Source organism: Streptomyces radiopugnans (assembly GCF_900110735.1).
GTDB lineage: Bacteria > Actinomycetota > Actinomycetes > Streptomycetales > Streptomycetaceae > Streptomyces > Streptomyces radiopugnans.
In genome coordinates this window covers 215507-242055 of sequence record NZ_FOET01000002.1, presented here as the reverse complement: position 1 = coordinate 242055, position 26549 = coordinate 215507, and the positions used below count along the sequence as shown (strand labels likewise).

Below are 26549 nucleotides of genomic sequence, written 5' to 3'. Positions count from 1 at the left end.
GATTATTGGCATATGCGGTTGACTGCCCAGGGTGGGGCCTGTGGCGGGTGTTCGCCGATCCAGAGGTGTTCGCTGCGTCGATAGCCGGTTGAAAGAGTGAACTTCAACTCTATATGCTGATAATTAAGTCATAGTATTTGTGATCATTGGTCAAGTGAGCGCAGGGAAACGACCGGGGGGCTTGTGAGTTCAAAGGTACCTGTACGCACACAGAGCACGCAGACACCGCCGACCACTCCGATGGCGGCGGATTTCCGACGGAGGCGGACCCGGCGGTACCGCACCGCCAGGCAGCGGTGAGGGGCTCGATGGACGGCCACGCCGAGGGCGAGGGCCGTGTCTACCAGGCCTTGGGCGACCAGCACATCAGCGAGCACCACCATCACCACGGTGGCGGGGAGGCCGGGCCTGACACCCCGGACTCCGTCCGTCACCCGGCGGTCGGCCGTCCGCCGGTGGTCCTGCGCGACCGCCTCGAGGTGTTGGAACGCCTGAGGGAGAGTGCCGCCTCCGGACGAGGTTGCGACATCCATGTTCTCCATGGTCTGGGTGGCTGCGGCAAGACGGCCGTCGCCTACGACTTCTTCCGTTCCGCCACGGGGGAACTCGGTCTGACCGGCCTGTGGGTCAACGCCTCCGACCGCGCGAGCCTGCGCGCCGGAATGCTCGCCGTCGCCTCCGACCGGGGAGCCGCGGACAGTGAACTGCTGGCAGTGCGCAACGGGTTCCGACCCGCCGCCGATCTGGTGTGGGAGTACCTCGACCGGTCCGCCGAGCCCTGGCTGCTGGTGCTCGACAACGCCGACGACCCCGCGATCCTCCGGGACGGCAGTTGGCTGCGCACCAGCCCGCGCGGCACCGTCGTGGTCACCACCCGCCGGGCCGCCGCACGTTGGTGGCCGGGAGCGCAGTTGCAGCACATCGGGGTCCTGCCGCGTGAGGACGCCGCGCGCGTGCTCTGTGATCTCGCACCCCACAGCGGCACAATGGAGCAGGCGGCCGAGATCGCCGACCGGCTGGGACGTCTGCCGCTGGCGCTCACACTCGCGGGCGGCTTCCTCTCCCACCAGGTGATCGACCCCTGGTCGATGGAGGTCTACGGACACCGTCTCGACGAGGGCGAACGAGTGGCACTCATAGATCAGGGGGCTGACGCCTTGGAGGAGGACCCCCGGCAGTTGGTGGGCCGGACATGGCAGCTGACCCTCGACACGTTCGAGGCCCGAGGCCTGACCGGCGCCGTGGCCCTGCTGAGGCTCCTGGCCCGGATGGCGCCCGAGCCTCTGCCCCTGTCCGTGCTGAACCGCCCGGAGATCGAGGAGGTTCTTCCCCGGACTCGCACCGAGACGGCGCTGCGGGCACTCCTCGACCACTCGCTGGCCGAACTGGTCGACACCAGTGTCCGCTGCGTGCAGAGCCACGGTGTGCTGCTCGACAGCGTCGCCGCCGCCACTCCTCTCACGGAGGTCGCGGTCCTCGACTCGACAGCGGTCGAGCTGCTCGGCGCAGCCGTGCCGGCGATTCCGGATGCCGGGCCGTACGAGCCGCGGTTACGACTGCTCGCCCCCCACGTTCTCGCCCTGCTGCGGCGTGTCGCGGACTCCCCCGCGATGCCCGACGCACTGGCCGTGGCGACACGGCTGGCCGTCGCCCTGCACCGCACCGGGGACTACCTGTCAGCCTGGGAGACCGTCCGCACCGCAGCGGCCCTCACGGAACCGCTCCTCGGGGAGGAGCATCGCCTTGTACTGGCCGCGCGTTCCAGGGAGGGCCGCGCGCTCTTCCGACTGGGCCGGTACACCGAGGCGGAATCCTTGCTGAGCCGTGTACGCCGGGCACAGGAAAGACTCCTCGGCCCCGACGACCCGGACACCCTGGACACCTACCACGGCCTCCAGCTCGTCCTCGGCAACCTCGGCAGACGTGACGAGGCGCTGGCCCTCCTGCGACAGACGGTGGCGGGCCGGCGTACGGCACTGGGACCGGCGCATCCGCTGACCCTGCGCTCCCGTGCCAGCCTCCTCGTGATCCTGCCGGCTCCCGGCCTCGAGACCGAGGACGGCGGTACCCTGCTCTCCCTGCCCGAGGAATGCGTGCGACACCTCGGCCCCGATCACACCGTCACCCTCGGCGCCAGGCACAACCACGCCTGGGCCCTGTATGTCCTGGGCCGTCTCGAGGCGGCCGACGAGGAAATCCGGTCGGTCGCCGAGGCATACGACCGCCGCTTCGGCCCTGACTATCCGATCGCACTGTCGGCGCGGCAACTCCTCGCCCGGACCCGGGCCGCACTGGGCCACCGGGACGAGGGGATCGCCCTCATGTCCGATGTCGTGGCCAGACGCGAACGCGCGCTTGGAGCCGGCCATCCCTTCACAGCGGCGAGCCGCGGACTACTGGGCGAACTCAGAGCGGACAGTGGGGCCGACCAGACCTGATGAGGAAGCTTCGGTAGCCCGTAGGGCCCGGACAAAGCGGAAAACGGAACAGCTGACAGGGGAGGGCGGGAGATGGATCCGATCGTGGCGGCGGCCGGCGCGGCGATGGTCAGCGCGATGGCCACCGACGGCTGGCAGCACGTGCGGGATGCGGTGGTGGCCTGGTGGCGGCGCCACCGACCGGAGCGGGCCGAGGACGTGGGCTCGGAGTTGGAAGCGCTGCGCGGCCGGGTGCTGACAGCACGCCGGGAAGAGGACGAGGACACCGAGCAGGCACTGACAGGCGCCTGGAGGCTGCGGCTTCAGCAACTCCTGGAGGAGGACCCGGAACTGGCCGCCGAACTGCGGCGTCTGCTGGACGAGCACCTGACTCCCGCTCTGCCCCCGGAGGAACAGGACCGGGCCCGCACAGTGGTCATGCGGGCCGAGGCCCGCGACTCCGCGCGGATCTACATGGCCGGCCGCGACCAGCACATCACCGAATCCTGACCTCGACCTCGCGTGAGGACCCGCCAACCTACTGGCGGGCCCCTGTACGGGACCGGGGATGGAGTTCACGCATGGCCGCCTCGCCCCGTCTGGAGAAGATCACCCCCGACAACTTCGAGGCGGCGATCGCCCTGAAGGTACATCCCGACCAGGACCACTTGGTTGCCCCGGTCGTCACATCCCTCGCCGAGGCGTATGTGCATCCGGGCGTCGCCTGGCCCCGGCTCGTCCTCGACGGTGACCGACCCGTCGGCTTCCTGATGGCCTTCTTCGACATCGACTTCGCCGGGGACGGCACCGGCACCGACATCCGCTCGGGTCTGTGGCGCCTGAACATCGCGGCCGGAGAGCAGGGGCGCGGCTACGGCCGTTTCGCGGTCCGGGCAGTGGCTGCCGAGATCCGCCGCCGCGGCGGCACCCGTCTCACGGCCTGCTGGCATCCCGGTAAGGATGGCGCCGAAGACTTCTACCTCGGATTCGGGTTCCGGCTGACAGGAGAGACGAGCGGGGACCAGTGCGTCGGCGAACTGGAACTCGCCTGAACCTCGGCCCGCCGGACAGACGCCGACCGGGCGGCAAGAAGGGAGTGGGGCGCGCTTCGCACGGTTGTCGTTGGTGTCATGCGCCCACCGTGCCGGGCCGGTGTGTACGGGCTGCGGCCCCGCGGCGTACGAGCCCCGGCCCCACCGGCTCGTTGGACACGTACGACGCATCCACGATATGTGCGACGGGGGTCACTCATGGCGAACATCGACGGCGGACCCGGGATGTCCGGCAGCCTGAAGACTTTCGGGGCAGTGCTCAAGGTCTTCCGCGAGCGTGCCCGGATCCGCAGAGCGAGAAAGGCATCCGCTGAGACGGGTGCCCACTCGCTGCCGCAGCGTGACCACCACGCCGGACGCCACGGTCACAGCTCAGCGTTATGCCGTGGCCCTTCCCGACAAGCGGGTGGAACCCGGTGGGCAGGAACCTCGAAGACGAGTTCACGACCGTCCTCCTCATCCCACTGCTCTCCGACCTCGGCGAAGCCGAAGCCCGAGATCGTGGCCAGGGACGCCACGTTCGCGCACTTCAGCGAGCGCGCCCGCGCCGCGGGAGCGGTGGTCGTCCCCGCGATGGCCTTCTACGGCGGCCTCGGCGACCTGCTGGCCACCACCGCGATGGACGATGGACGGCGGCCGACGAGGTGCACATCGCGTACGGGCTGAGCGGCTGGCACCCCACCGCCGGGACGCGTGCCGCGGGCGCGGTCTCCCGGCAGCGGCGCGGCGGCCGGCGCGTCCGCTACGCGAACGGGCGGCTGGAGTACCGCCACGACAGCCCGCCCACCCTGGAGTGGCCCTTCCCCGAGCCGATGGGCACCCGCTCCGTCATCGGCGAGTTCACGATGGCCGACGTCGTCACCGTTCCCAGCCACCTTTCCGTCCCCGAGGTGCGCACGTACATGACGGTCGAGGCGGCCAGTGACGTGTCGGCTCCCGACACCCCCGCACCGACTGCGGCCGACGAGCGCGGGCGGTCCGCGCAGACCTTCCTCGTTCGACGCCGTCGTACGCTCCGGCGGCGTCGAACGGCGCGCCGTGGCAAGGGGCCGGGACATCTACGCCGTCACCGCGCCGCTCGCCGTGGAAGCGGTCGACCGCATCCTCACGGGACGGACCAGGACGGCCGGTGTCGCCTCCGCCGGCGCGGTGTTCGACGCGCCCGGCTTCCTGCGCGCACTGTCCCCGCACATCACCTTGGACCCGCGCCCGTGACGGGCGGGTTGCCCTCGCGTGGGCCGGTGGCTCCCGGCACCTCGGGCAGGACCCGGACTCCCGGCGGGCCAGGGAAGACCACGAGGACGCCGCGGTCACTCCCGTCCGGCGCGGGGCGGGGGGCCGGGCCGGGCCGGGCTAGCGCGGCACGATCGGGTGCCCGCCGCCGCGCCGCCGGCCGGCCTCGAAGGAGGCGAGGACGACGAGGGTGAGCGCGACGAGCGGGAGGGTGAACCACAGCATGACGGTGGTGAACCCCTCGAGCGCGTCGTGCTCGGTGGCCGCGAGCAGCACGTAGGCCGTGTAGGCGACGTAGAGGGCCAGGAACAGCGCGCCCTCCCACCGGGCGATCGCGAGCCCGGTGAACGCGATAGGCAGCAGCGCGACCGCGGAGGCGATCATGAGCGGGATGTCGAGGGCGACCGCGGCCGGCGCCACCGGCACCCCGTCCGCGGCGATCACCCCGGCCAGGCCCAGCACCACACAGATGTTGAAGACGCAGCTGCCCACGATGTTGCCCACCGCCAGGTCACGCTCTCCGCGCCGGGCCGCGATCAGTGTCGTGGCCAGCTCCGGCAGCGAGGTGCCCACCGCCACCACGGTGAGCCCGATGACCAGACTGCTCACCCCGAACCCGGTCGCGATCCCGACCGCCCCCTCCACGAGCATGCGGGCGCCGAAGACCAACAGGCCCACGCCACCGACCACCGCCGCGAACTGCGCCCACAGCGGCCGCCGCGCGCCCTGACCGGCGGCCGTGCCGGAGGGCCCGGCGCCGGCCTGCCGGCGGCCCAGGACCAGGGCCAGAGCCGTGTAGCCGACGATGACGGCCAGCAACAACGCACCGTCGCCCGCGGTGACGGCGCCGTCCGCGGCCAGGGCGAGCAGCAGCCCGGACACCCCGACGAGGATGGGCAGGTCCAGACGCACCAACCGGGCCCCGACGGTCAGCGGCAGCATGACCGCCGAGGCTCCGAGGATGAGGAGCACGTTGACCATGTTGCTGCCCACCACGTTGCCGACGGCGAGGTCGGGCTCGCCCCGCAGAGCCGCGTCGAGGGTGACCGCGAACTCCGGCGCCGAGGTGGCGAACGCCACCACCGTCAGGCCGATGACGAGCGGCGAGAGGCCGAGCCGTGCCGTCAGCCCGGAGGCTCCGCGGACCAGCAGCTCCCCGCCGCCGACGAGCACGACCAGTCCACCCGCCACCAGCAGGATCTCCACAGTGTCCACATCCCGCAGCGTAGGCAGCCGCCGGTGGGCCGTCGCGCTGCCGACAGCCGTGCCGCCCCTGCGCCGGGCCGAACTCACCCACTCGTCGGCTGATCGGCCCGCCCGGCCGCGGCGTGTGCGTATGGCCGTACCGCTCGCCGGGAGGTGCGGCCGGGCCGTTCGGTAGGGTGCCCGTCCGGGGAGGGCCCGGACGGCAGCCGCCGGACGGCGGTGGCGGCCACAGGCGGCAGGACGCGTCCCATGACCACGGACGCGGGCACGGCCTCCGGCCCCGACCCGGCAGAGCGGACCACCACAGAGACGGGGGAGAGCCGATGACGGCCGACCACGCCATACCCGGAGCCGGGGGCAGCCCGCCGGAGGGCGACACGGTCATCGACGTACGGGACCTGCGGATGCGCTACCGCAGCCACGACGTGCTCAAGGGGGTGGAGTTCACGGCCCGCCGGGGCGAGGTCGTCGTACTGCTCGGCCCGAACGGCGCGGGCAAGACGACCACGATCGAGGTCCTGGAGGGCTTCCGGATGCGCTCGGCCGGTGACGTGACCGTCCTCGGCACCGACCCGGCCCACGGGGACGAGCGGTGGCGTGCGCGCCTGGGCATCGTGCTGCAGTCCTGGCGAGACCACGGCAAGTGGCGGGTGCGGGAGCTGCTGGAGCACCTGGGCGCCTACTACGCGCCGTACTCCACCGACCTCGTCCGGCGCCCCTGGGACACCGATGAGCTCATCGCCGCCGTCGGCCTGGCCGAGCAGGCGCACAAGCGGGTCGCGACCCTGTCGGGCGGGCAGCGCAGGCGCCTCGACGTGGCCGTCGGCATCGTGGGCAGGCCCGAGCTGCTGTTCCTGGACGAGCCGACGGCCGGTCTGGACCCGGAGGCCAGGAACGAGTTCCACGGCCTGGTGCGCGGGCTCGCGGACGAGAACACCACCGTGCTGATGACCACGCACGACCTCGCCGAGGCGGAGAAGCTCGCCGACCGGATCCTCATCCTGGCCGGCGGCCGGATCGTGGCCGACGGTCCGGCCGCGGAGCTGTCCCGGCAGGCCTCGGCCGAGGCCACCGTGCGCTGGACGCGGGACGGGCGGCCCTTCGAGCAGGCGACGGCCGAGCCCACCCGGTTCGTCCGCCGGCTGTTCGAGGAGCACGGCGACGCGATCGGCGGGCTGGAGGTGCGCCGGGCGAGCCTGGAGGACACCTATCTGACGATGGTGCGGGAGCTGGAGCCGGGCGGCGCCGGCGGCGGGCGGACGGCACACGCCTTCGGGGAGGGAGTGCGATGAACCCGGTGTGGTACGCGGCGAGGACGGGGCTGCGGCGCGGCTGGACGGAGCTCAAACAGACCTTCACCAGCGGCCAGGACGTGTTCGGGTACGTGCTCTGGACGGTCCTGCTCATCGTGCCGCTGTTCCTGGTCGGGGACGACCCGCTGGAGGGCGCGGGCATCTCGGCGGGCGCGTTCATGCTGCCGAGCATGCTGGGGATGACGCTCGCCTTCACCGGGATGATGACCACGGCGCAGCTCCTGGCGACCGAGCGCGAGGACGGCACGCTGCTGCGCGCCAAGGCCGTGCCCCACGGCATGGTCGGCCATCTGGTCGGCAAGGTCGTCATGGTCTCGGGCACGGCTGTGGTCTCCATGGCGCTCCCCTTCGCCGTCGGCGTGTTCATGGTCGACGGGGTCGCCCAGCGGGGCGGAGGGGCGCTGCTGACGCTGGTGTGGGTGGTGCCGCTGGGCCTCCTGGCGACCCTGCCGGCGGGCGCCGTCATCGGCTCGCTCGTCACCAGCCCGCGCACCGTCGGGCTGCTGATGCTCCCGGTGATGGGACTCGTGGTGGTCTCCGGGATCTACTTCCCCCTGACGGAGCTGCCCGACTGGCTGCAGCTCGTCGCACAGGTCTTCCCCGTCTACTGGCTCGGCCTCGGCCTCCGCGCCGCGCTGCTGCCCGCCGAGGCGGTCGCAGCCGAGATCGGCGAGTCATGGCGGTACCTGGAGACGGCGGGCGTACTGGGCGCCTGGGCGGTCGCCGGACTGCTCCTCGCGCCGCCCGTCCTGCGCAGGATGGCCCGCCGGGAGTCGGGGGCCGCGATGGCGGAGCGGCACCGCAAGGCGATGCAGCGGGTCGGCTGACGAGGCGCCGGGGCCGCCGGGCCGGGTCCCCGGCAGGAGGCGGAACCCGGCGTGTGCGCGAACGCTCGTGGGATCCGGCGGAACGGCACCCGCGGAGGGCCGGCCCGGTGAGATGATCACCAGGCCGGCCCCCGCCCCGGCACGCCGTCCGGCGGCCCCGGGGCGCGCTGCGGCAGCGGACCGACGGAAGGGATCCAGCATGCGCAGACTCGTCTACTACGTCGCCACCACCCCCGATGGCTTCATCGCGGGCCCGGACGGCGCGGACCCCACCGGCCCGAACGGCTTCTGGCCCATCGCGGAGGACTACGTCCGGCACCTCGTGGCCGAGTACCCCGAGACGCTGCCCGTGCAGGCCCGGCAGGCGCTGTCCGTCACCGCGGAGGGCACGCGCTTCGACACCGTGCTCGAAGGCAGGCGCAGTTACGAGATCGGCCTGGCGGCCGGGGTCACCGACGCCTACCCCCACCTGCGTCACCTGGTGTTCTCCCGGAGCATGACCGAGAGCCCGGACCCGGCCGTCGAACTCGTCGCCGACGACCCGGTGGCGACCGTCCGGGAGCTCAAGCGACAGGACGGCAAGGACATCTGGCTGATCGGCGGCGCCGAACTGGCCGGCTCCCTCTACACCGAGATCGACGTGCTGATCCTCAAGATCGCTCCGCTGACCATCGGCGACGGGATCCCGATGTTCTCCCGCAAGGCCGCCTTCGATCCGCGTACCTGGACCCTCACCGATCACACCGTCCTCGGGAGCGGCGCGGTGATCCTCACCTACACGCGCGCCGCGGGCTGACGCGCCCGGCGCTTCGCCGTGTGCGCGATGAACGCGTCGACGTGGGGCGCCCGCCGGCGGTCGCCGGTCTCCGGCAGCACCATCGAACCGCTGAGGCCCGCGTGCCCCCTCGCGGCCGGCTCCCCCGGGCCGACGGCGAGTTCGAGGGGGCTTTCCGGTCACGGCCCGCACCCGGACAGGACCCGGCCCGGCCCGTACACGACACGTCGGCGGGCGGACACGCCCGGTGGGCGAACCCTGGGGCATACGTGTGCGGGAGGTGGCAGGGTGAGAGCCGGCGGGGGCTCGTCAGCGCGCGTTGATCGGACGTTGACAGAACGTTGATCGGCGCCGGGCAGGCTCCTGGGCATGGCAATTGATTACTCCGGTCCGGTCGGGCAGCTGACCGGATGGTGGGAGCGCGCGCTGTGCGCGCAGATCGGCTCCGAGCCCTTCTTCCCGGAGCCGGGCAGAACACCCGTGGACGCCAAGAAGATCTGTCAGTCGTGCGAGGGGCGCATCGAGTGCCTGGAGTACGCCCTCGCCAACGACGAGCGCTACGGGGTGTGGGGCGGGCTGTCGGAGGAGGAACGGCGCAGACTCAGGCGCAGCGCCTGACGTCCGCGCGGAACGGGGGAGCGGGGAAACGGGGAGGACCGGGGACGGGGGAGAAACGGGGGAACGGGGGGCGCGGCGCGGTGTCCGACGCGGTGTGGGGGCGCGTCGGGCACCGCGTCGCGCGTTGCGGTGGCCGTCGACGGCTACCGCGTAGGACCGCGGACGGGGAGTGGGCCCACGGCCGGTCAGCTCCGCGTCCCGCGGCGGGCGGGGCGGTGCGGCGCAGGCGCACGCTCCAGGGGGCCGGGGCGGGGAAGACGGCCGGACGCGGCACCGGAGCGCGCAGCACCAGGCCCTCGCGGTACGGGGCGAGGCCGCCGGTGCGCAGGTCGTGTCCTCCGGTGAAGGCGCGCTCGCCGAACCGGACCGGTTCGTCCAGGCTGCGGACCGGTCCGGCCACGCGGGCCCGCGCCGTGACCCGGCCGAGGTCGCCGGCGGGGCCGGGGTTACGGAAACAGCCGCGCGTGGTGTTGGAGCAGCACCTCGCCGCCCTCGGCCGGGGCGGCGGGCCGGCCGGTGGGGAAGGCCGTGCGCCGGGCGGCGACGACCCGGCCCGGAGCGTCCCGGCCGCCGATGGTCACGAGGTGCGTCGCTGCCGCGGGGCAACCCTGGCGGGGCGCGCGGCGGGCCGGATCAGTCGTCCGGCTCCCCGCCCACCAGATAGGTGCCGCCCCCGCCGCAGTGGGGGGTCAGCTCCACCTGCACCCGGTGCGTGGTGTCCCGGCTGAGCCCGCCGCCCAGGTCGGCCGTGACGACGCCGATGCGCAGGCCGGTGCGGCCGCTGCCCTCGCGTCGGACCTGGACGGCCATCTCCAGGCACACCCTGTCCACGGCGAAGCGCAGCCCGTCGCCGGCGGCGTCGCCCTCGCGCTGCGCCGCCGCCAGATCCGCGCGGACCTGCCGGATCACGTCGGCCAGACCGATGTCGCTGCCGCGGTCGTCCGAGTCCGTCATGCCCCAACCCCCCCTTGCCGCTCTCACCGATTGACACCGAGAGACTACAGAGAGACGCGGCCCGGGCGTATGCTGCGGCCCCATGGGGGACCGCACGGGGGCCGGTGTCGCGCAGGGGACGCGGGGGATGGCGTGGCTGGTGCGCATCCGCTCGCAGGACACGCGCGCGGTCATCGGCTCGGGCGTGCTGCTCGGCGGGGACACGGTGCTGACGTGCGCCCACGTGCTGCCCGACCGCACCTCCCCGGTCGTCGTGGAGTTCCCCGAGATCGAGGGGGCGGCCGGCTCCACCGCCACCGTCGCCGACGGCTGCTGGTTCCCCCGGCGCGGCGAGGACCGCGCGGACCTGGCCCTGCTGCGGGTGCACCGCCCGCCGCCCGGCGGCCACTCCGCGCCGCTGCTGCGGGCGGCGATGCGGGACATGCGGGTGGAGATGTGCGGCTACGCCGACTCCGTGCGGCACGCCCGGGGCGCGGCGCTCGCGGCCACGGTGAGCCTGCCCTTCGGCGAGCGCGTACAGCTCAACGTCGCCCCCGAGCACCTGCCGCGGCGCGGGTTCAGCGGCGGCCCGGTGCTGGACATGCAGGATCCGCCCGGGGTGCTGGGCATCACGGTCACCGCCTCCGCGGAGTCTGGACGGCTCGCGCCGCTGACGATGGCGCACATGATCCCCGTCGAGACCGTCCTCAACTACCTGCCCCGGCTGGGCGGCTGCGTCCAGGGCCCGCCTGGCGTGGAGCCGTCCGTGGTTCGGGGCGGCCCGCCCGCGAGGCTGGACGAGCCGGACTACGCGGAGCGGCTCGCCGCCTGGCTGGCGGACAGGGACGGGCGGCCCCCGGTCTACGTCACCGAGGTCCGGCCCGGCTCCGGCCGCGACCGCACCCTGCGGCGAGCCCTGACCCTGGCCGACCGGGAGTTGTCGGCGGACGCGCCGGCCGCGGGCTCCACCGACCCCGAGTCCACCGTGCCCCCGGTCGGCAGCCTCGACCTGGCCGTCGACGTACGGAACGAGGCACCGGAGAAGGCGGCGGTCCGGATCGCCGGGCGCATGAACCTCAAGGAGAGCGGCCCGGCGCGGGCCCTGGAGCGGCTGAGGCAGGTGCGCACGCCGCTGACCGTGGCGGTGCTGGGCGTGGACGGGTGCGCCGACCCGGCCCGGCTGCTGGAGCTGTGCGGCGAGTTCGCCGAACGCGGCTGCCGGCTGCTGCTGGTCTTCCACCGGGCCGGCACCCGGATCGACCAGCGGGCCGAGGAGGACCTGGTGCTGCGGCACCGCATGGGCGCCCTGGCCGGCCGGCTGGAGGCGCTCGACGCGCGGCTGCGGGACCTGGCCCGCGCCGGCGCCCGGCTGTCGGGGGTGGACTACCCCGGCCCGGCCGTGACCCGGCTGCACATGGACCTGGCCTGGCTGCGGCACGCCCACCGCACCGGCGCCGACCTGGACCGGCGGCGGCTCTCCGGTGCGCTGGAGGGGCTGCGGCACCGTACGAGCCGGGCCGAGCGGGCGGTGGAGAGCGCGTGGGAGGCGGCCGAGCGGGGGTACGGGCGGCGGGCGGAGCTGAGGGGGGAGCTGCGGGCCTACCGCCGGCTGGCCGTGCGGCACGGCCGGATCGAGGACGTCGCGCTCGACCGTGAGTACCGGGCGGCCCACGAGGCGCTGCACACGGGCCCGTTCGAGGCGGAGAGCGCGGCGCGGGCGGTGGCCGGCTACACGGGCGCGGTCCGCCGTGTGCTGGGCTGGCCGCCGGAGACCGGCGGTCCGGAGACCTGCGGTCCGGAGGCCGACGGCCCGCAGGAGGACGGTCCGGAGGAGGGAGGTGCCCGGGCGGGAGCCCCGGAGACGGGGGAGCGGGGCCCGGCGGGTGCCCGGGAGGCGGAGGGAGGCGTACGGTGAACGGACGCGGCACGGCCGACCGCGCAGGCCACGGGGCGGACCACGGCACCGGCCACGGGGGGCCGGCCGACGAGCGCCGCCGCCTGCTGGCCCTGCCTCCGCTGCCACCGCCCGGCGACCCGGCCGCCCTCGTCCTGACCGACCCCGTACCGCCCCTGGACGGCCGCCCCTGCGGCAAGTGCGGAAACCCGGTCGGCAGGCCCTACCGGGGCATGCCCGCCCGACAGGAGGGCTACTGTCCGCGCTGCGGCACCCGCTACTCGCTGCGCCCCCAGCTCGGGGAGGGGGAGCTGCTCGACGGCGGGCGCTACGAGGTGCGCGGCCCGCTGGCCCACGGCGGTCTGGGCTGGGTCTACCTGGCGGTCGACACCCGGCTGCGCAACCGCCCCATCGTCCTCAAGGGCGTGCTCAACCCGCACGACGACGAGGCGCGGGAGAGCATGCTGGAGGAACGCAACCAGATGATCGCCGTCAGCCACGAGTCGATCGTCCGCATCCTCGACTACGTGCACCACCGGCCCGGCGACGGCGGGATCGACGCCGACTACATCGTGATGGAGTACGTCGGCGGCAAGTCCCTCCAGGAGGTGCTGGACGAGACCGCGCGCGGCCTGCGCCCGCTCGGCCCCGACGAGCCGTTGACCCTGGAGCACGTCGCACGCTACGGGTGCCAGATCCTGGACGCCCTGGCGGCACTGCACGAACAGGGCCTGGTGCACAGCGACATGAAGCCCGCCAACGTCATCCACCGCGGCACCCGCGTGGTCCTCATCGACCTGGGCGGCGCGCGGCGGCCGGACGGCTCCGCCCGCCGCGCCCCCGTCATCACCCCGGACTACGCGGCGCCCGAGGTGCGTTCCGGGGGCGGGCCCACCGTCGCGCACGACATCCACACCGTCGGCCGGACCCTGGAGGAGCTGTCCGGGGCCGCGGTGGACGGTGCTCCCGGAGCGCACGGCACCGGACTGGGCCACATCTCCTTCCACCGGCTGGTGGAGCGCGCCACCGACCGGGACCCCGCGCGCCGGTTCTCCTCCGCCGCCGAGATGTCCGGCCAACTGGAGCGTGTGCTCAGGGAGTTGCTGTCGCTGCGGACAGGGCGCCCGTACAACCGGCCCTCCGACGTCTTCGAGCCCACCCCCACACTCCTGGACGCCGGGCTCGGCGCCGTGCCCGGACTGGAGAACTGGCGAGGCCGCCGGGTGCGGGACTACCGGCGGACCGTCACCGCACCCGTCCTGCGCCCGGGCCGGCCCGCCCCCTCCGCCGTCGCCGCCGGACTGCCCGCCCCGCTGCCGCGCCCCGACGACCCGGCGGCCGTCCAGCTGCGCATGCCCGGACCCACGGATCCGCGGGCGGTCGTACGGCAGTTGGAGAGGCTCCTGGGCGGGGACGGCCCGGGCACGAGCGCGGAGGTCCGGCTGCGGCTGTGCCGGGCCCATCTGGCGGCGCGGGAGGAGCTGCCGCCGGAGCACACCAGGGACCGCGGCAGGGAGCTGGAGGGGGCGGAACGGCGGCTGCGGGAGACCGAGGCGGCCTTGGGGTTGGCGCCGGACGCGCGGCCCGCCCCCGACTGGCGCATCGCCTGGCACCGCGGCCTGGTCCGCCTCGCCCGGGAGGAAGTGGGGCGCGCGGAGGGGCACTTCGCCGAGGTCTACGGCGCGCTGCCGGGCGAGTACGCCCCCAAGCTGGCGCTCGGCTACTGCGCCGAGCACCGCGGCGAACCGGAGCGGGCCGAGCGCTTCTACCACGCGGTGTGGCGGCGCAACCCGCAGCAGGGCAGCGCCGCCTTCGGCCTGGCCCGGGTCCATCTGGCCCGGGGCGACCGCGAGCGCGCGGCCGAGGTGCTCGACGGTGTGGCGCCCACCTCGCGGCACTACGACGCCGCCCGGATCGCGGCGGTGCGCATCCGCGCCGCCCGGCTGACACCGGGGCCCGGGGACCGGTCCGGCGGCCTGCCCGACTGGCGCGGCCTGGCGGTCGTACGGGAGGAGCTGCCCGGCCTGGAGCTCGACGGCGGCGCCGGCGTCGGGCCCGAACGCACCCGGCTGACCGCCGAGATCCGCGAGTGGGCGCTGGACTGGATCCAGCGGGTCGCCGGCGGCGTACGGGAGGCGGGCGGTGCCGGTGCCGGTGCGGGTGGCCGCGGTGCGGACGGCGTCTGGGAGGAGGACCGCGCGCACCTGGCGGAGCTGACCGGCGAGCTGTTCGGCGGGGGCCGGGGGGAACCGCCCACCGAGCGGGGGCTGCGCACGCTGCTGTCGTGGTCCTTCCACGACCTCGCCCGGCTGCCCGGCACCACCCCTGAGCAGCACGAGCACCTCGAGGACTGCTCCAACGCGGTCTTCCCCCGCACCTGGTTCGTCCGGCCGGGCGGCCGCCGCGACCGCCGTGCCGGCCCCCGGACGACCCCGCGGACGAACCCCCGGACGAGCAGGGAGCCGACCCGATGACCGACACCGAGCGAGAGCCCACCGCGGGGAGGGCGGACGGGCCGGAGAACGGGCCGCAGACCGGGGCGGCGGCCGGACCGGCGGCCCCCGGCCGCCCGCGCGTCGACATGTCGGTGGAGGCCGCCCACGAGCAGTACGCCCCCGGCCGGGGCGGCGGCGCGCCCGGCGGCGGCCACGAGGTGCAGGTGTTGGTGAGGCTCAGGGCGGAGGGCCTGGACGCCACCGTGCCGCGCCGCCCCCCGGAGCGCTCCGAAGTCATCGTCATCGACTGCTCGGGCTCCATGGGACACCCCTCCGTCCGCAAGATCGCCGCCGCCCGCAGAGCGGCCGCGGCGGCGATCGAGATGCTTCCGGACGGCACCCACTTCGCCCTGGTGGAGGGGACGGACACCGCCCGGGTCGTCCATCCGCGCCGCGACCCGGCCTCGCCCGCCACCGTCGCCGCCTCGCCCGCCTCCCGCGCCGACGGCGCCCGCGCCGCCCGCGCGCTGGAGGCCCACGGCGGCACCCGGATCTCCTCCTGGCTGTCGCTGACCCGCAGACTGCTCACCGCGCGCCCCGGAGCCGCCTTCCGGCACGCCCTGCTGCTCACCGACGGCATGGACCAGCACGGCCGGGCCGAGGAGCTGCGGCGCGTACTGGACGACTGCGCGGGTGAATTCGTCTGCGACGCGCTCGGCATCGGCGAGGGCTGGGACGCCGAGCAGCTCAGGGAGATCGCCGACCGGCTGCACGGGCGGGTGGAGGCGGTCGTCGACGACCCCCCGGACGCGGGCCTCCCGGGCGCCGGCTCCCCCGACGCGGACGGTTCCCAAGCGGACGGCGCCGGCGCGGACGGCGAGGGGCTCGGCGAACAGCTCACCCGCCTCTTCCGCGAACTGGTCGGCGCCTCCACGCGCAGGACACTGGCCGGACTCACCCTGGCCGTGCACACCGGGCCGCAGGCGTCGGTCGCCCTCTTCCGCCAGGTCAACCCGACGGTGCTGGACCTGACCGGCACCGCCGTGCGCGACGGCGGCCGGACGCTCCTGCCCACCGGGGCGTGGGGCGACGAGACCCGCTGGTACGAACTGCGGCTGTGCGTGGACCCCGGCCACCCGTCCGTCCGCGGCGTGCGGGAGGCGCGGATCGCCTCCCTGCGGCTGGAGACCGAGGACGCCGCGGGCGTGGTGCTGCCGCGCGAGGAGCAGATCACCGTCCGGTGGGTCGCGGAGGCGCCGCCGACCGATCTCGGCGCCGCCGGACGCCACTTCCGGCGCTACACCGAGCTGGAGGAGGCCACCCGCGCCGGCTGCGCGGCCCTGGGCCGGCACGACGTCCCCTCGGCCGAACGGGAGCTGGGCCGCGCGGTGCGCCTGGCGTACGAGCTGAACGACACCGCGCACCTCGCCCGGCTGCGCGCGCTGGTGACCGTGGAGAACGCGGCCGTCGGCCTGGTGCGCGTCCGCGACGCCGTCGACCCGGGCCATCTGCGGAAGCTGATCGCCAGGAGCAGCCGCACCGCGCCCCCGCCACGAGCGGGCGGCGCCGCGCCCTCGCCTCCGGGAACGTCCCGGGACGTTCCCGGAGGCGAGGGCGGCGGGCACAGCGAGAAGCCGCCCGTGTGCTGCCGCCGGTGTGCGGAGTGGGTGCGCCCGGACAGGTTCTGCGAGAGCTGCGGGCACCCCCTGGGGGAGGAGCGGTGATCGGCACCCGGCGGCTGCTGGTGGCCCAGCTGGTCTCGCTGGTGGTGCTGGCCCTGCTCGCGGCGGCCGTGCTGTTCGCCGCTTACGACGACACCCACCGCCGCCCCGCCGCCGTCCGGGACCGGACCGCGCCGGCCGTGCTGGAGGTCGCCGCCGCCCGCGGCGCACTGGTCGACGCCCACCTTGCCGCCCGCGATTACCTGGCCTCCGAACTGGTCGACGGCACCAGCACCGACGAGACGTACCGCACCTACATGGCGGCGGCCACCCAGAGCCTGTCGCAGATAGCCGACCGGCAGGTCGCGGGGGAGGAGGGCAAGCGGGAGCTGAGCACCGTCATCGCCCTGCTCATGGTCTACCAGGAGGCCGTCGCCCGGGCGATCGAGCACGCGGAGGACGAGGCGCTGAGCGAGGCGTGGAGCGCGAGCGCCGACACCATCATCAACCGCGGGGGGACCGGCATCCTCTCCAGGCTCGACGATCTCCAGCGCGACCAGCTCCGGAGGCTGCGGGAGCAGACGGAGTTCACCGACGCCCGGCGGGAGCTGTGGAGGGCGGCGGTCGCGGCCCCGCTCGTACCGCTGCTGGCGCTGGCCGTGGCGCAGTGGCAGCTCCAGCGGCGCTTCCCCCAGCGGCTGAACCCCTTCCTGCTGCTGGCCTGCGCGGTCCTGCTGGCCTCCTGGCTGCCGGTGCGGTGGGCGCAGGACACCCAGAACGGGCTGGACGAGGCCCGCCGGGAGCTGGTGGCGGTCGCCGGGCCGCAGCACGGGACGAAGGCGCGCGGGGAGGCGCCCAGGGGGGAGCCGGAGGAGACCAGGGCCGCCGTCACCGGCGCGCGCACCGGGGTGGAGGAGGTCCTGGACGCGACGTCCGGGAGCGAGCGCAGGGCGGTGCTCATACCGCTCGGGGGCGCCGCGGTCGCGCTGCTGTCCTGGGCCGGGCTGCAACGGCATCTGAGCCAGTACAGGTTCCGGTCGTGAGGGAGGGACGTGTGAGGGGAGGGCGCGTCAGGAGCGTGCGCGGGGCGCGGACCGGCAGACCTGTGCGCGGGGGGCGTACGGCCGCCCTCGGCGCGCTGTCCCTGCTCCTGGTGCTGGCGGGCCCGGTGGGCTGCGCCCGCGACGCCGCGGAACCCCGCCGCGCCCTGACCGTCCTCGGCCCGTGGACGGGAGGGGAGCAGGAGTCCTTCGAGGAACTGCTGGAGCTGTTCGAGGCCGAGCAGGGCGTCTCCGTCGAGTACCAGGGCACCACCGCGACCCGCGAGGTGCTGCTCTCCGGCCTGCTGGCCGGCGACCCTCCCGACGTCGCCGTCCTGCCCGTCCTCGGCGATCTGGTCGACTACGAGCGCGAGGGCTTCCTGGAGCCCCTGGGGAAGGGGGTCGTCGACGAGGAGAAGTACGACGGCGGACCCTGGCTGGCACAGCCCGCCGGGATGGACGAACGCCACTGGATCCCGGTGAAGGTCGACCTCAAGAGCATCGTCTGGCACGAGAAGGGCAGGCGGCCGGACCCCTCGCGCGCGGACGCGGAACGCTGGTGCGTCGGCATGGGCTCCGACGCCACCTCCGGCTGGCCCGGCAGCGACTGGATCGAGGACGTCCTCCTCCAGCAGTCCGGCCACGAGGCCTACGAGGAGTGGGCGGCCGGTGAGATGGAGTGGACGGAAGAGGCCGTGGTGCGGGCCTGGCGGACCTGGGGCGAGTTCATGTCCGGCGACGGAGGAAGGACGGCCCGCGAAGCGCTGACCACCGACCACCGGGGCCCGGAGGGCGGAAACGGGCTGCTCTTCGGCACGGGCCCGGGCGGCGGCTGCGAACTGGAGCACCAGGGCAGCTTCGCCCGCCATCTGTACGGGCCCAGGGCCCCGGAGGCCGACTTCGTCCCCTCGCCCCGGCTGCTGCCCGGGGCCGCCGACCGCGACGGCCGCGACCGGGAGGTCTCCGCGGACTTCGCGGCGATGTTCCGGGCGAGCCCCGAGGGCCAGGAGCTGATGCGCTTCCTGGCCTCCCTGGAGGCGCAGCGGGTCTGGGCGAAGGACGAGGAGGGCTGGGCCAGGGGCGAGATCCCCTTCTTCTCCGCCCACGAGGACGTGGGCGAGGAGAGCTACCCCGCCGGCGGCAGGGACACCGTCAGCCGCCGCGTCGTGCGGGAGCTGGAGAGGGCGGGAAGGCTCTGCCTGGACGCCTCGGACGTCATGCCGCCCATGATCCGCCGCGTCTTCTACGAGAAGGTCCTGGAGTTCCTCGCCGACCCGGGGCAGGATCCGACCGGGCTGCTGGGGCAGATCCAGGAGGTCCAGGAGGAGTCCGAGCGGCAGTTCCGGCAGCGGTTCCGGCGGGAGCCCGAGCGGCTGGACCGGATCTGCCGGTGACCGGCCGCGCCCTCACACCGCGCCGCCTCCCGCACCGCACCGCGCCGCCCCTTCACGCCGCGTCCCGCCCGGCGCGCTCCACGGCCCGCAGCGCCCGCGACAGCGCCAGCAGCCGCTCCACGTCGGCGTCCAGGCCGCCTTCGGCCGGTACGGCCACGGGTACCGCGGAGGTGTCCACCGGGCGGCCCGCGGCGTGCGCCCGCAGCGCCTCCCGCAGCCGCACCGCCAGCCGCTCCGGCGGCGCCGCGCCCTCCGCCCCGGCACCGTCACCACCGCCGCCGCCTCCGCTCCCGCCGTCCAGGGCGGCGAGGTAGGGGCTGACGCGCACCAGGCCGTCGCGGCACTCGATGGCCCGCCGGTAGTAGCGGCGGTGCACCCCGCGCGGGCTCAGCGCGTCGCGCCAGCGCCGCGCCGGCACCCGGTGCAGCGCGTCCTCGGGGAACTGCCGGTGCAGCGCCGTCCACAGCGGCTCCAGACCGCGGTACGCCCGCAGGTGCCGCCACCACACGCGCAGCGCGGTCAGCCGCATCACCGCGGCCGGGTAGGTGATGCCGGCCAGGATCAGCACGATGCCCGGAAGCAGGAAGAACACCGCCCCGAACCAGCCCAGCGTCGTCTCCGCGGCGCCCGCGGTGTCCAGCGACCCGGGCGCGCCGTCGCCGCCTGCCCAGCGCATCAGCACCGCCGGGACGAACAGGGCGTCGGCCACGACGACGGCGGCCATGCCCCAGGAGGTGATCCGCAGTCCGCGCGCCAGCCGGGGCTCGGCGATGCGCGCGTAGCGCCGGGTCCATATCCAGCCCAGGGCGAAGCCGACGGCGAGGTAGAGGTCGGCCGTCACGAAGAACACCGCCACGCCGGTGACGGTGTGGTCCCGGGTACGGGTGCCCGCGGGGGCGGCCGCCACCGCGGCGATGAGGACGGCGACCGTGCCCATCAGCGCCAGCGCGTACCAGCCGGCGCGCCTGCGGGCCCGGGCGGGCTCCAGCGCGGAGAAGAGGTAGAAGCAGACCATGCAGTTGACCGCGGCCAGCACCAGGATGTGCTGGACCAGCCGGGACGTCATGGGCGCCAGCCCCAGGAACACCTCCTCGCGGTCGGCGGCCAGTCCGAAGGGGTACGCCGCGGCCCAGCAGGCGATCAGCCCGGTCACCGCCCACAGCGGCACGTCGCGCGGCGCCCGCGTCAGCCGGTGGGCCATCCAGGCCAGCACCAGGAACGAACCCACTCCGTACAGGGTCAGCAGCAGGCTCACAGCCACCCCAGCCGGTCGCCGAGGGCCGCGCCGATGCGCTCCGCGGTGGCATCGGCGGACGACCGCGGGACCACCTGGTCCAGTACCGAGGCCCACTCCAGGATGATCGTGGCCACCGTCTCGGCCTCCCGCTCCTGCACGCTGTCGTAGGCGGTCCGGCGCAGCGCCCGCCGTACGGCGTCCGGGTCGAGGTCGAGCTCGGGGATCTCGCCGGGGGCGAGGTGCTCGGTGCCGCGGCGCAGCGCGGTCAGCAGCTCCTCCTCGTGGCGGTCGGGGCGGTCGCCGTGGTGGTCGGCCAGCATGTGGCCGAGCTCGTGCAGGATGATGTGGCGCTGATGGGCGCCGCTGGTCTGCTGCTGGTAGACGATGTAGTCGGCCGCGGGGGCGCCGATCCACATGCCGAACGGGCCCGGAACGGGGATCGGGTGGGGCACGAGTCTCAGGGGCCTGCCGCGCCGCCGCTCCACGCGGCGGCAGAGTTCGGTCACGTCCAGGGGCGGCCGGATGTCCAGTTCGTTGAGCAGCCGTCTGCACCGCCGGCGCAGTTCCCGTTCCTTCACGGTGAGCGGTCCCCCTCGTCCGTCGTGGGCGGTCGCGGCTGCGGTGCGGACCGTGCCGGAACCGGGCCGGAGCAGCACCGGCCGCCCGGTCGGCGGCAACGGCCGCTGCCGGCACAGAGGTTGGCAGGAAGAGGGGCGGTGAGTCCAGCCGCGGGAGGCGGTGCGGCGCGGCGGCCGCCTCCGTCACCGCGTCCGGGCCCGCTCCAGGATCGCGCCGAGATCGGCGCCCGCCGGGAGCGTGCCGAAGGCGTACCCCCAGTCGCCGCCCAGCCGGGAGGCGCAGAACGCGTCGGCGACCGCCGGGTGGCTGTGGCGCACCAGCAGGCTGCCCTGGAGGACGAGGGCCAGGCGCTCGGCGAAGGCACGGGCGCGCAGTTGCGCGCCGACCGGGTCCTTCAGCTCCGGCAGCATGGCCCGCACCCCGGCGGCGGCCGCGTCCAGGCGGGCGTCGGCTCCGGAGGCGGCGTCCACCTCGGCCAGGACGGCGTCCAGACCGGCCGGCTCCCTGGCCAGGGCGCGCAGCACGTCCAGGGCGGCGACGTTGCCCGAGCCCTCCCAGATCGACAGCAGCGGCGCCTCGCGGTACAGGCGGGGCATGCCCGACTCCTCGACGTAGCCGTTGCCGCCCAGGCACTCCAGCGCCTCGGCGGCGTGCGTGCTGCCGCGCTTGCACACCCAGTACTTGGACACGGCCAGGGCCAGTCGGCGGAAGGCGGCCTCCGCCTCGTCCCCGGCGTGTGCGGCGTCCACGGCCGCCGCCAGCCGCAGCCCCAGGGTGGTGGCGGCCTCCGACTCGATCGCCAGGTCGGCCAGGACCGAGCGCATCAGGGGCTGGTCGGCCAGCCTGGCGCCGAAGGCCCGCCGGTGGGCGGTGTGGTGCAGGGCCTGGCGCAGTCCGGCGCGCATGCCGGCGGCCGTGCCCAGGACGCAGTCCAGGCGCGTCATGTTGACCATCTCCACGATGGTGCGCACCCCGCGGCCCGCCTCGCCGACCGGCCAGGCGACGGCACCGTCGTACTCGACCTCGGCGGAGGCGTTGGAGCGGTTGCCCAGCTTGTCCTTCAGCCGTTGCAGGTGCATGGCGTTGCGGGTGCCGTCGGGCAGCACGCGCGGCAGCAGGAAGCAGGTCAGGCCCTCGGGGGCCTGTGCCAGCACCAGGAAGACGTCGCTCATCGGCGCGGAGGTGAACCACTTGTGGCCGGTGAGCCGGTAGCCGCCGTCGCCGGCGGGGACGGCCTCGGTGGTGTTGGCCCGTACGTCCGAGCCGCCCTGCTTCTCGGTCATCGACATGCCCGCGATCAGCCCGGACTTGCCCAGCGGCGGGCGCAGCCCGAAGTCGTAGGAGCGGGCGGTCAGCAGCGGTTCGTAGACGGCGGCCAGCTCCGGCTGGGCGCGCAGCGCGGGGACGGCCGCGTACGTCATGGAGACCGGGCAGCCGTGCCCGGCCTCGGCCTGGGACCACAGGTGGAACTTGGCGGCGCGCACCAGATGGGCGCCGGGGCGGGGGTCGGCCCAGGGCGCGGCGTGCAGCCCGTGCTCGACGGCGGTGGCCATCAGGTGGTGCCAGGCGGGGTGGAACTCCACCTCGTCCACGCGGTGGCCGTAGCGGTCGTGGGTGCGCAGGCGGGGCGGGGTCTCCTCGGCAGCCCGGGCCCGGTCCTGCACCTCCGGGGCGCCGGCCAGCGCGCCCAGCTCCCGGACCTCGGCCTCGCCCCACTGCGCGCCGTGGCGGCGCAGGGCCTCGAACACGGCGGGGTCGTCCGCCGCGGTGAAGCCGGTCAGCGGCGGGGGCTGGTTGATCACTTCATGGGTGGCGCTCACGGCGGCCTCCGAAGGTGGCGGGGCGGCGGGGGACGGGCGGTGCCCGGCACCCCGACATTACAGATTCCGTATGTGTGACGGAAGACTGTAATGCGCCGGGCGGTTAGGATCACGGAGACCATGAACGGCACAGACGACGCGGAAGGCCCCGACGGCACCCGCGCGACCCGCGACGGCACCCACGGTGGTCGCGGCGCCCGGGCGCTCGCCCTGCGTCCCCTGACGGCCCGCTCGATCGTGCTCAGCACCCTGCTCGGCCACCACCCGCCCGCCCTGCCCGCCAGAGCCCTGGTGCGGGTCGGCGAACTCTTCGGGATCGCGGAGGGCACGGTACGGGTGGCGCTGTCGCGGATGGTCGCGGCCGGGGACCTGGCCCAGACCGCCGACGGCTCGTACGGCCTCACCGCGCGCCTGCTGGAGCGCCAGGCCCGCCAGGACGACAGCCGCGCGCCCCGCACCCGCGACTGGCGGGGGGAGTGGGAGATCGCCGTCGTCACCGCCGAGCGCCGGGCCGCGGCCGACCGGGGCGCCCTGCGCCGGGCGATGGCCGCCCTGCGCCTGGCCGAACTGCGCGAGGGCACCTGGCTGCGCCCCGCCAACCTGCTGCGGCCCCGCCCGCCCGTCGTCACCGGGCAGTGCACCCTGCTGACCGGCGCCCCCGACGGCGATCCGGCCGAACTCGCCGCCGCGCTGTGGGACCTGGACGGCTGGGCGGCGCGGGCCCGCGCCCTGACGGCCGCCGCCGACGCCGCGGCGGAGGCCGGCGACCCGGCCCGGCGCTTCACCGTCTCGGCCGCCGTCCTGCGCCATCTGCTCGCCGACCCCCTGCTCCCGCCCGCCCTGCTGCCCGGCGACTGGCCGGGCGCGGCGCTGCGCGCCCGCTACGACGCCTTCGAGGCCGATCTCCGCGCCGTCCTGCGGCGCCACACCGCACCGGACTAGCACGCCGTACGGACCGAAGGGCACGGCGGGGGAGTGGACGGCACGGCGGCGGGCACCCGCACCGCGCGGGTCTCCCACGGTGAAGTCCCCGCCGGAATCCCCGGGAACCCCGCTCGGCCACACGGGACGGTGTGCGATGACACGTCGGCGCAGTACCGCACCCGCGCCGAGGGCGCGGGAGATCGCCCCGGGCGTGTACTGCCCGGGGCCGTGGGGCCACACGCGCACCAACGTCTACCTGGTCCGCTCCGGCCCGCACTGGGCGCTGGTCGACACCGGCTGGGCGGCCGACGCACCGCGCGTCGAGCGGGCCGCGGCGTCCCTGTTCGGCCCCGGCTCGCGCCCGGCCGCCGTCCTGCTCACCCACTGCCACCCCGACCACGCCGGCTCCGCCCCGCGGCTGGCGCGGGAGTGGGGGTGCCCCGTCCACCTCCACCCCGGCGAACTGCCCCTCGCCACCGGCGACCCGGCCGCGATCGAGGCCGCCGCCGCACCGCTCGACCGCCGGCTCCTGCTGCCGGTGATGCGGGCGGCGGGCCGGCGGCGGTACGAGGCGATGCTGGCGGGGGCGGGTCTGGACGGGGCCGCGCGCGCCTTCGACCCGCGCGCCGCGCCCCCCGGCCTGCCGGACTGGGAGTGCGTTCACACGCCGGGCCACACTCCCGGGCACACCGCGTACTTCCGTCCCGCGGACCGCGTCCTGATCAGCGGCGACGCACTGGTGACGGTGCGGATCGGCACGGTGAGGGGGATGCTCGCGCCGAGGCCGGGGCTGTCGGGGGCGCCGTGGTACACCACCTGGGACCGGCGGGCGGCCCGGGAGTCGGTGGAGAGGCTGGCCCGGCTCCGGCCGTCGGTGCTGGCCGGTGGTCACGGCGAGCCCATGACCGGTCCGGGGGCGGCCGCGGCGCTGGAAGGCTTCGCCGTCCGCGCCGCCGCCCGGGGCTGACGTCCGCGCGCGTGGCGCCCCGGCGAGCCCCGGTGCGCCTCAGCGCGGGGCGAGCACCACCCACACCTGCCCCTCGGCGAAGGTCATCGGATCGCCGTCCGGCGTGGTGAACTCCGTGCCGCTCTCCGCCGACGGCCGCGACCAGCGCGCCTCGTACGCCCGGCCGCCGCGCAGCACCGTCGCCTCGCCGGAACCGACCGTCTCCGAGTACGGGCTGACGCTGCCGCCGCGGTCGCTGAAGCGGGAGTCGCGGATCTCCACGCGCTGGACGACGACCGTGGGGGCCCCGAGCCGGCCGCCGTCGGTGGTGGTCGCCTCCCGGCCGTCGATGGACACCAGCCAGCGGTCGTGCTCGGCCGACCAGGTGAAGGCGTACCGGACGGCCGGGAAGCGGACGGCCTCCTCGGTGTCGGCCCGGCCGCCCTGCGGCGCCGCGCCGAAGCGGAAGCCGATGTCGGAGGCGCCGCTCACCCCGTCGGGGGCCTCGCGCAGGGCGGCCCGGGGGTCCAGGTACATGTTGTGCGGGGCGGAGCGTTCCGCACTGCGCGAGTAGGCGCCGGGCGCCTCGCCGGGCGGCACCAGGTGGAGCGGGGAGGCCTCCAGCACCGGCACCAGCTTCGACTGCGCCCCGGAGTAGGCCAGCGCCGGCTCGCCGAACTGCCGCAGCAGCTCGATGTCGGACTCCCGGGCGCTGCGCACCGGCCCGACGGTGGGCGGCAGGTCGGACGAGTACACGGCCAGCAGCCGGGTCAGCCCCGACTCGACCTGCTCCACATAGACGATGTCGGCCCGCTCCAGCCCCGTCTGGGGGCGCGCGGCCGCCACGTTGTCGATCTTCACGGCGAGCACCGGCGCCGAGGCGTCGGCCACGCTCTCACCGGTGAAGGGGGAGCGGCCGTTCTGCTCCCCGCCACCGTCACCGTCTCCGGCCCCCGGGCAGCCCGTCAGCAGCGCGGCGCACGCCACCGCCGCCGCCAGCGCCCGGACCCGCGCCCGTACGGCCCGCCGCCCGGTACCCGGCCCGCCGCCCGAGGCCCTCCCGGCCCGCCCCGTCCGCATCGTCCGCATCACTCGCCGTCCCTCCGGCCGGGCGCCGCCGCGCCGCCTGGTGACCTCTCACTCCATCCCTTGACCGGGACGGGCGGTTTCATGTCCCTCTGCCCCGCGCGGGTGACGCGGCACCGTCCGCGCTGCGTACGCGCCGGGGGCGTGTGTTCAGTCGGCGCACACCCCCGCTCCCCGGAGTGGTCACGCGGAGTCCAGCCGGCCCGGCGAAGAAAGGGGGAGAGCCGGTCCCGCCGTATGACGGACCGGCGATCCACTGCCGCCCGGACCAGGAGGACCCGCCGTGTCCGCTTCCGCCGTGCCAGCCGTACCCGCCGCCCTTCCCACCCTCCCCGGCATCCCCGCCCAGCCCTCCTACGCATCCGCACCCGCACCGGCCCCCGCACCCGCCCCCGCGCCTCCCGGCGACGGGTACACCGTCTCCCTCGCCCGCGACGAGGCGGACGTACGGGCCGCGCAGCGCCTGCGGTACGAGGTCTTCGCCGGGGAGCTGGGCGCCCGCCTCGCCGGCCCCGAACCGGGTCTGGACACCGACCCCTTCGACGCCTACTGCGACCACCTCCTGGTGCGGGAGCGGGCGACCGGGGAGGTGGTGGGCACCTACCGGCTGCTGCCGCCGGAGCGGGCGCGGGTGGCCGGACGGCTGTACGCCGAGGGCGAGTTCGAGCTGGACGGTCTGCTGGACGGCGCCGGTCTGCGCGGCGACCTGGTGGAGGCGGGCCGCTCCTGCGTCCACCCCGACCACCGCGACGGCGCCGTCATCGCCCTGATGTGGGCGGGCATAGCCCGCTACCTGAAGCGCACCGGGCACAACTGGCTCGGCGGCTGCTGCTCCCTGCCGCTGGCCGACGGCGGGGCGACGGCCGCCGCCGTGTGGGCGGCCGTCGCCGAGCGGCACCTCGCCCCCGCCGAGCACCGGGTGCGCCCCCGGCTGCCCTGGCGCGCCGGGGACGTGGAGCCGGCGCCGGGCGCCGCCGCCTCCCGCACCGCGCTGCCGCCGCTGCTGCGCGGCTATCTGCGCCTGGGCGCCAAGGTCTGCGGGGAACCCGCCCACGACCCGGACTTCGGCGTCGCCGATCTGTACGTGCTGCTGTCGCTGCGCGACACCAACCCGCGCTACCTGCGGCACTTCCTCTCCCTCCTCCCGGCCTGACGGAAC

The 26549-nt window shown here is 75.3% G+C and carries 21 protein-coding genes and 1 pseudogene; 16 read left to right on the top strand and 6 right to left on the bottom strand.

What is annotated here, in order from left to right; all coding sequences use genetic code 11:
* Nucleotides 1-308 precede the first annotated feature (308 nt).
* The 4 genes and pseudogenes from BMY40_RS05965 to BMY40_RS05950 all read left to right on the top strand — a co-directional run.
* Nucleotides 309-2438 (top strand): tetratricopeptide repeat protein, encoded by a 2130-nt coding sequence (locus BMY40_RS05965; protein WP_093656200.1) that lies wholly within the window; start codon nucleotides 309-311, stop codon nucleotides 2436-2438.
* 72 nt (nucleotides 2439-2510) lie between these two features.
* On the top strand, nucleotides 2511-2927 hold the full coding sequence (locus BMY40_RS05960) for a hypothetical protein (protein ID WP_093656198.1): 417 nt from the start codon (nucleotides 2511-2513) through the stop codon (nucleotides 2925-2927).
* A gap of 71 nt (nucleotides 2928-2998) precedes the next feature.
* Nucleotides 2999-3469: a GNAT family N-acetyltransferase gene (locus BMY40_RS05955; protein ID WP_093656196.1), complete on the top strand. Its 471-nt coding sequence runs from the start codon at nucleotides 2999-3001 to the stop codon at nucleotides 3467-3469.
* 495 nt (nucleotides 3470-3964) lie between these two features.
* Nucleotides 3965-4684, top strand: a pseudogene (locus BMY40_RS05950) (saccharopine dehydrogenase family protein); the annotation flags it as partial.
* 138 nt (nucleotides 4685-4822) lie between these two features.
* Here the strand turns inward: BMY40_RS05950 and BMY40_RS05945 are convergent.
* Complete coding sequence (locus BMY40_RS05945) at nucleotides 4823-5917, bottom strand: calcium/sodium antiporter (protein ID WP_093656194.1); 1095 nt, start codon at nucleotides 5915-5917, stop codon at nucleotides 4823-4825.
* Between the two features lie 314 nt (nucleotides 5918-6231).
* On the opposite strand from BMY40_RS05945, the gene BMY40_RS05940 reads away from it, so the two are divergent.
* From BMY40_RS05940 to BMY40_RS05925, 4 genes are all read left to right on the top strand, one after another.
* Nucleotides 6232-7200, top strand: a complete 969-nt coding sequence (locus tag BMY40_RS05940; RefSeq protein WP_093656192.1) for an ABC transporter ATP-binding protein — start codon at nucleotides 6232-6234, stop codon at nucleotides 7198-7200.
* A complete protein-coding gene (locus tag BMY40_RS05935; protein ID WP_177213896.1) occupies nucleotides 7197-8048 on the top strand; it encodes an ABC transporter permease in 852 nt (283 codons plus the stop codon). Before BMY40_RS05940 ends, BMY40_RS05935 begins: the two co-directional genes overlap by 4 nt.
* A 199-nt stretch (nucleotides 8049-8247) precedes the next feature.
* Nucleotides 8248-8844 (top strand): dihydrofolate reductase family protein, encoded by a 597-nt coding sequence (locus tag BMY40_RS05930; RefSeq protein WP_093656190.1) that lies wholly within the window; start codon nucleotides 8248-8250, stop codon nucleotides 8842-8844.
* A gap of 348 nt (nucleotides 8845-9192) precedes the next feature.
* Nucleotides 9193-9441 (top strand): WhiB family transcriptional regulator, encoded by a 249-nt coding sequence (locus tag BMY40_RS05925; protein ID WP_093656188.1) that lies wholly within the window; start codon nucleotides 9193-9195, stop codon nucleotides 9439-9441.
* A 633-nt stretch (nucleotides 9442-10074) separates the two neighbouring features.
* Here BMY40_RS05925 and BMY40_RS05920 read toward each other — a convergent pair.
* A complete protein-coding gene (locus tag BMY40_RS05920; RefSeq protein ID WP_093656186.1) occupies nucleotides 10075-10395 on the bottom strand; it encodes a trypco2 family protein in 321 nt (106 codons plus the stop codon).
* Nucleotides 10396-10477: 82 nt separating this feature from the next.
* On the opposite strand from BMY40_RS05920, the gene BMY40_RS28915 reads away from it, so the two are divergent.
* From BMY40_RS28915 to BMY40_RS05895, 5 genes are read left to right on the top strand one after another with little or no spacing between them, the layout of a single operon-like run.
* Nucleotides 10478-12289: a S1 family peptidase gene (locus tag BMY40_RS28915; RefSeq protein ID WP_093656184.1), complete on the top strand. Its 1812-nt coding sequence runs from the start codon at nucleotides 10478-10480 to the stop codon at nucleotides 12287-12289.
* Complete coding sequence (locus tag BMY40_RS05910; RefSeq protein ID WP_093656182.1) at nucleotides 12286-14742, top strand: serine/threonine-protein kinase; 2457 nt, start codon at nucleotides 12286-12288, stop codon at nucleotides 14740-14742. The genes BMY40_RS28915 and BMY40_RS05910 overlap by 4 nt, the downstream gene beginning before the upstream one ends.
* Nucleotides 14739-16427, top strand: a complete 1689-nt coding sequence (locus tag BMY40_RS05905) for a VWA domain-containing protein (RefSeq protein ID WP_093656180.1) — start codon at nucleotides 14739-14741, stop codon at nucleotides 16425-16427. The genes BMY40_RS05910 and BMY40_RS05905 overlap by 4 nt, the downstream gene beginning before the upstream one ends.
* Nucleotides 16424-17407, top strand: a complete 984-nt coding sequence (locus tag BMY40_RS05900; RefSeq protein ID WP_093656178.1) for a hypothetical protein — start codon at nucleotides 16424-16426, stop codon at nucleotides 17405-17407. The genes BMY40_RS05905 and BMY40_RS05900 overlap by 4 nt, the downstream gene beginning before the upstream one ends.
* Nucleotides 17408-17418: 11 nt before the next feature.
* A complete protein-coding gene (locus tag BMY40_RS05895; RefSeq protein WP_177213895.1) occupies nucleotides 17419-18798 on the top strand; it encodes a type 2 periplasmic-binding domain-containing protein in 1380 nt (459 codons plus the stop codon).
* 52 nt (nucleotides 18799-18850) lie between these two features.
* Here BMY40_RS05895 and BMY40_RS05890 read toward each other — a convergent pair whose 3' ends face one another.
* The 3 genes from BMY40_RS05890 to BMY40_RS05880 all read right to left on the bottom strand — a co-directional run bounded on the left by BMY40_RS05890 (nucleotide 18851) and on the right by BMY40_RS05880 (nucleotide 22434).
* Nucleotides 18851-20053 (bottom strand): MAB_1171c family putative transporter, encoded by a 1203-nt coding sequence (locus BMY40_RS05890; RefSeq protein ID WP_093656772.1) that lies wholly within the window; start codon nucleotides 20051-20053, stop codon nucleotides 18851-18853.
* The gene (locus tag BMY40_RS05885; protein WP_093656770.1) at nucleotides 20050-20613 is read right to left on the bottom strand and encodes a zinc metalloprotease; all 564 of its coding nucleotides are present in this window, start codon (nucleotides 20611-20613) and stop codon (nucleotides 20050-20052) included. The genes BMY40_RS05890 and BMY40_RS05885 overlap by 4 nt, the downstream gene beginning before the upstream one ends.
* A 183-nt stretch (nucleotides 20614-20796) precedes the next feature.
* A complete protein-coding gene (locus BMY40_RS05880; protein ID WP_093656176.1) occupies nucleotides 20797-22434 on the bottom strand; it encodes an acyl-CoA dehydrogenase family protein in 1638 nt (545 codons plus the stop codon).
* Nucleotides 22435-22554: 120 nt separating this feature from the next.
* Here BMY40_RS05880 and BMY40_RS05875 point away from each other — a divergent pair, with 120 nt between their 5' ends.
* The gene (locus tag BMY40_RS05875; RefSeq protein WP_093656173.1) at nucleotides 22555-23376 is read left to right on the top strand and encodes a PaaX family transcriptional regulator C-terminal domain-containing protein; all 822 of its coding nucleotides are present in this window, start codon (nucleotides 22555-22557) and stop codon (nucleotides 23374-23376) included.
* Between the two features lie 136 nt (nucleotides 23377-23512).
* The gene (locus BMY40_RS05870; protein WP_093656171.1) at nucleotides 23513-24325 is read left to right on the top strand and encodes an MBL fold metallo-hydrolase; all 813 of its coding nucleotides are present in this window, start codon (nucleotides 23513-23515) and stop codon (nucleotides 24323-24325) included.
* Nucleotides 24326-24364: 39 nt separating this feature from the next.
* Here BMY40_RS05870 and BMY40_RS05865 read toward each other — a convergent pair whose 3' ends face one another.
* Nucleotides 24365-25393: a DUF3048 domain-containing protein gene (locus BMY40_RS05865; protein WP_093656768.1), complete on the bottom strand. Its 1029-nt coding sequence runs from the start codon at nucleotides 25391-25393 to the stop codon at nucleotides 24365-24367.
* Nucleotides 25394-25688: 295 nt separating this feature from the next.
* On the opposite strand from BMY40_RS05865, the gene BMY40_RS05860 reads away from it, so the two are divergent.
* Nucleotides 25689-26543 carry a GNAT family N-acetyltransferase gene (locus BMY40_RS05860; protein ID WP_093656766.1) on the top strand — a complete coding sequence of 285 codons (855 nt, stop codon included), beginning with the start codon at nucleotides 25689-25691 and terminating at the stop codon, nucleotides 26541-26543.
* Nucleotides 26544-26549 lie beyond the last annotated feature (6 nt).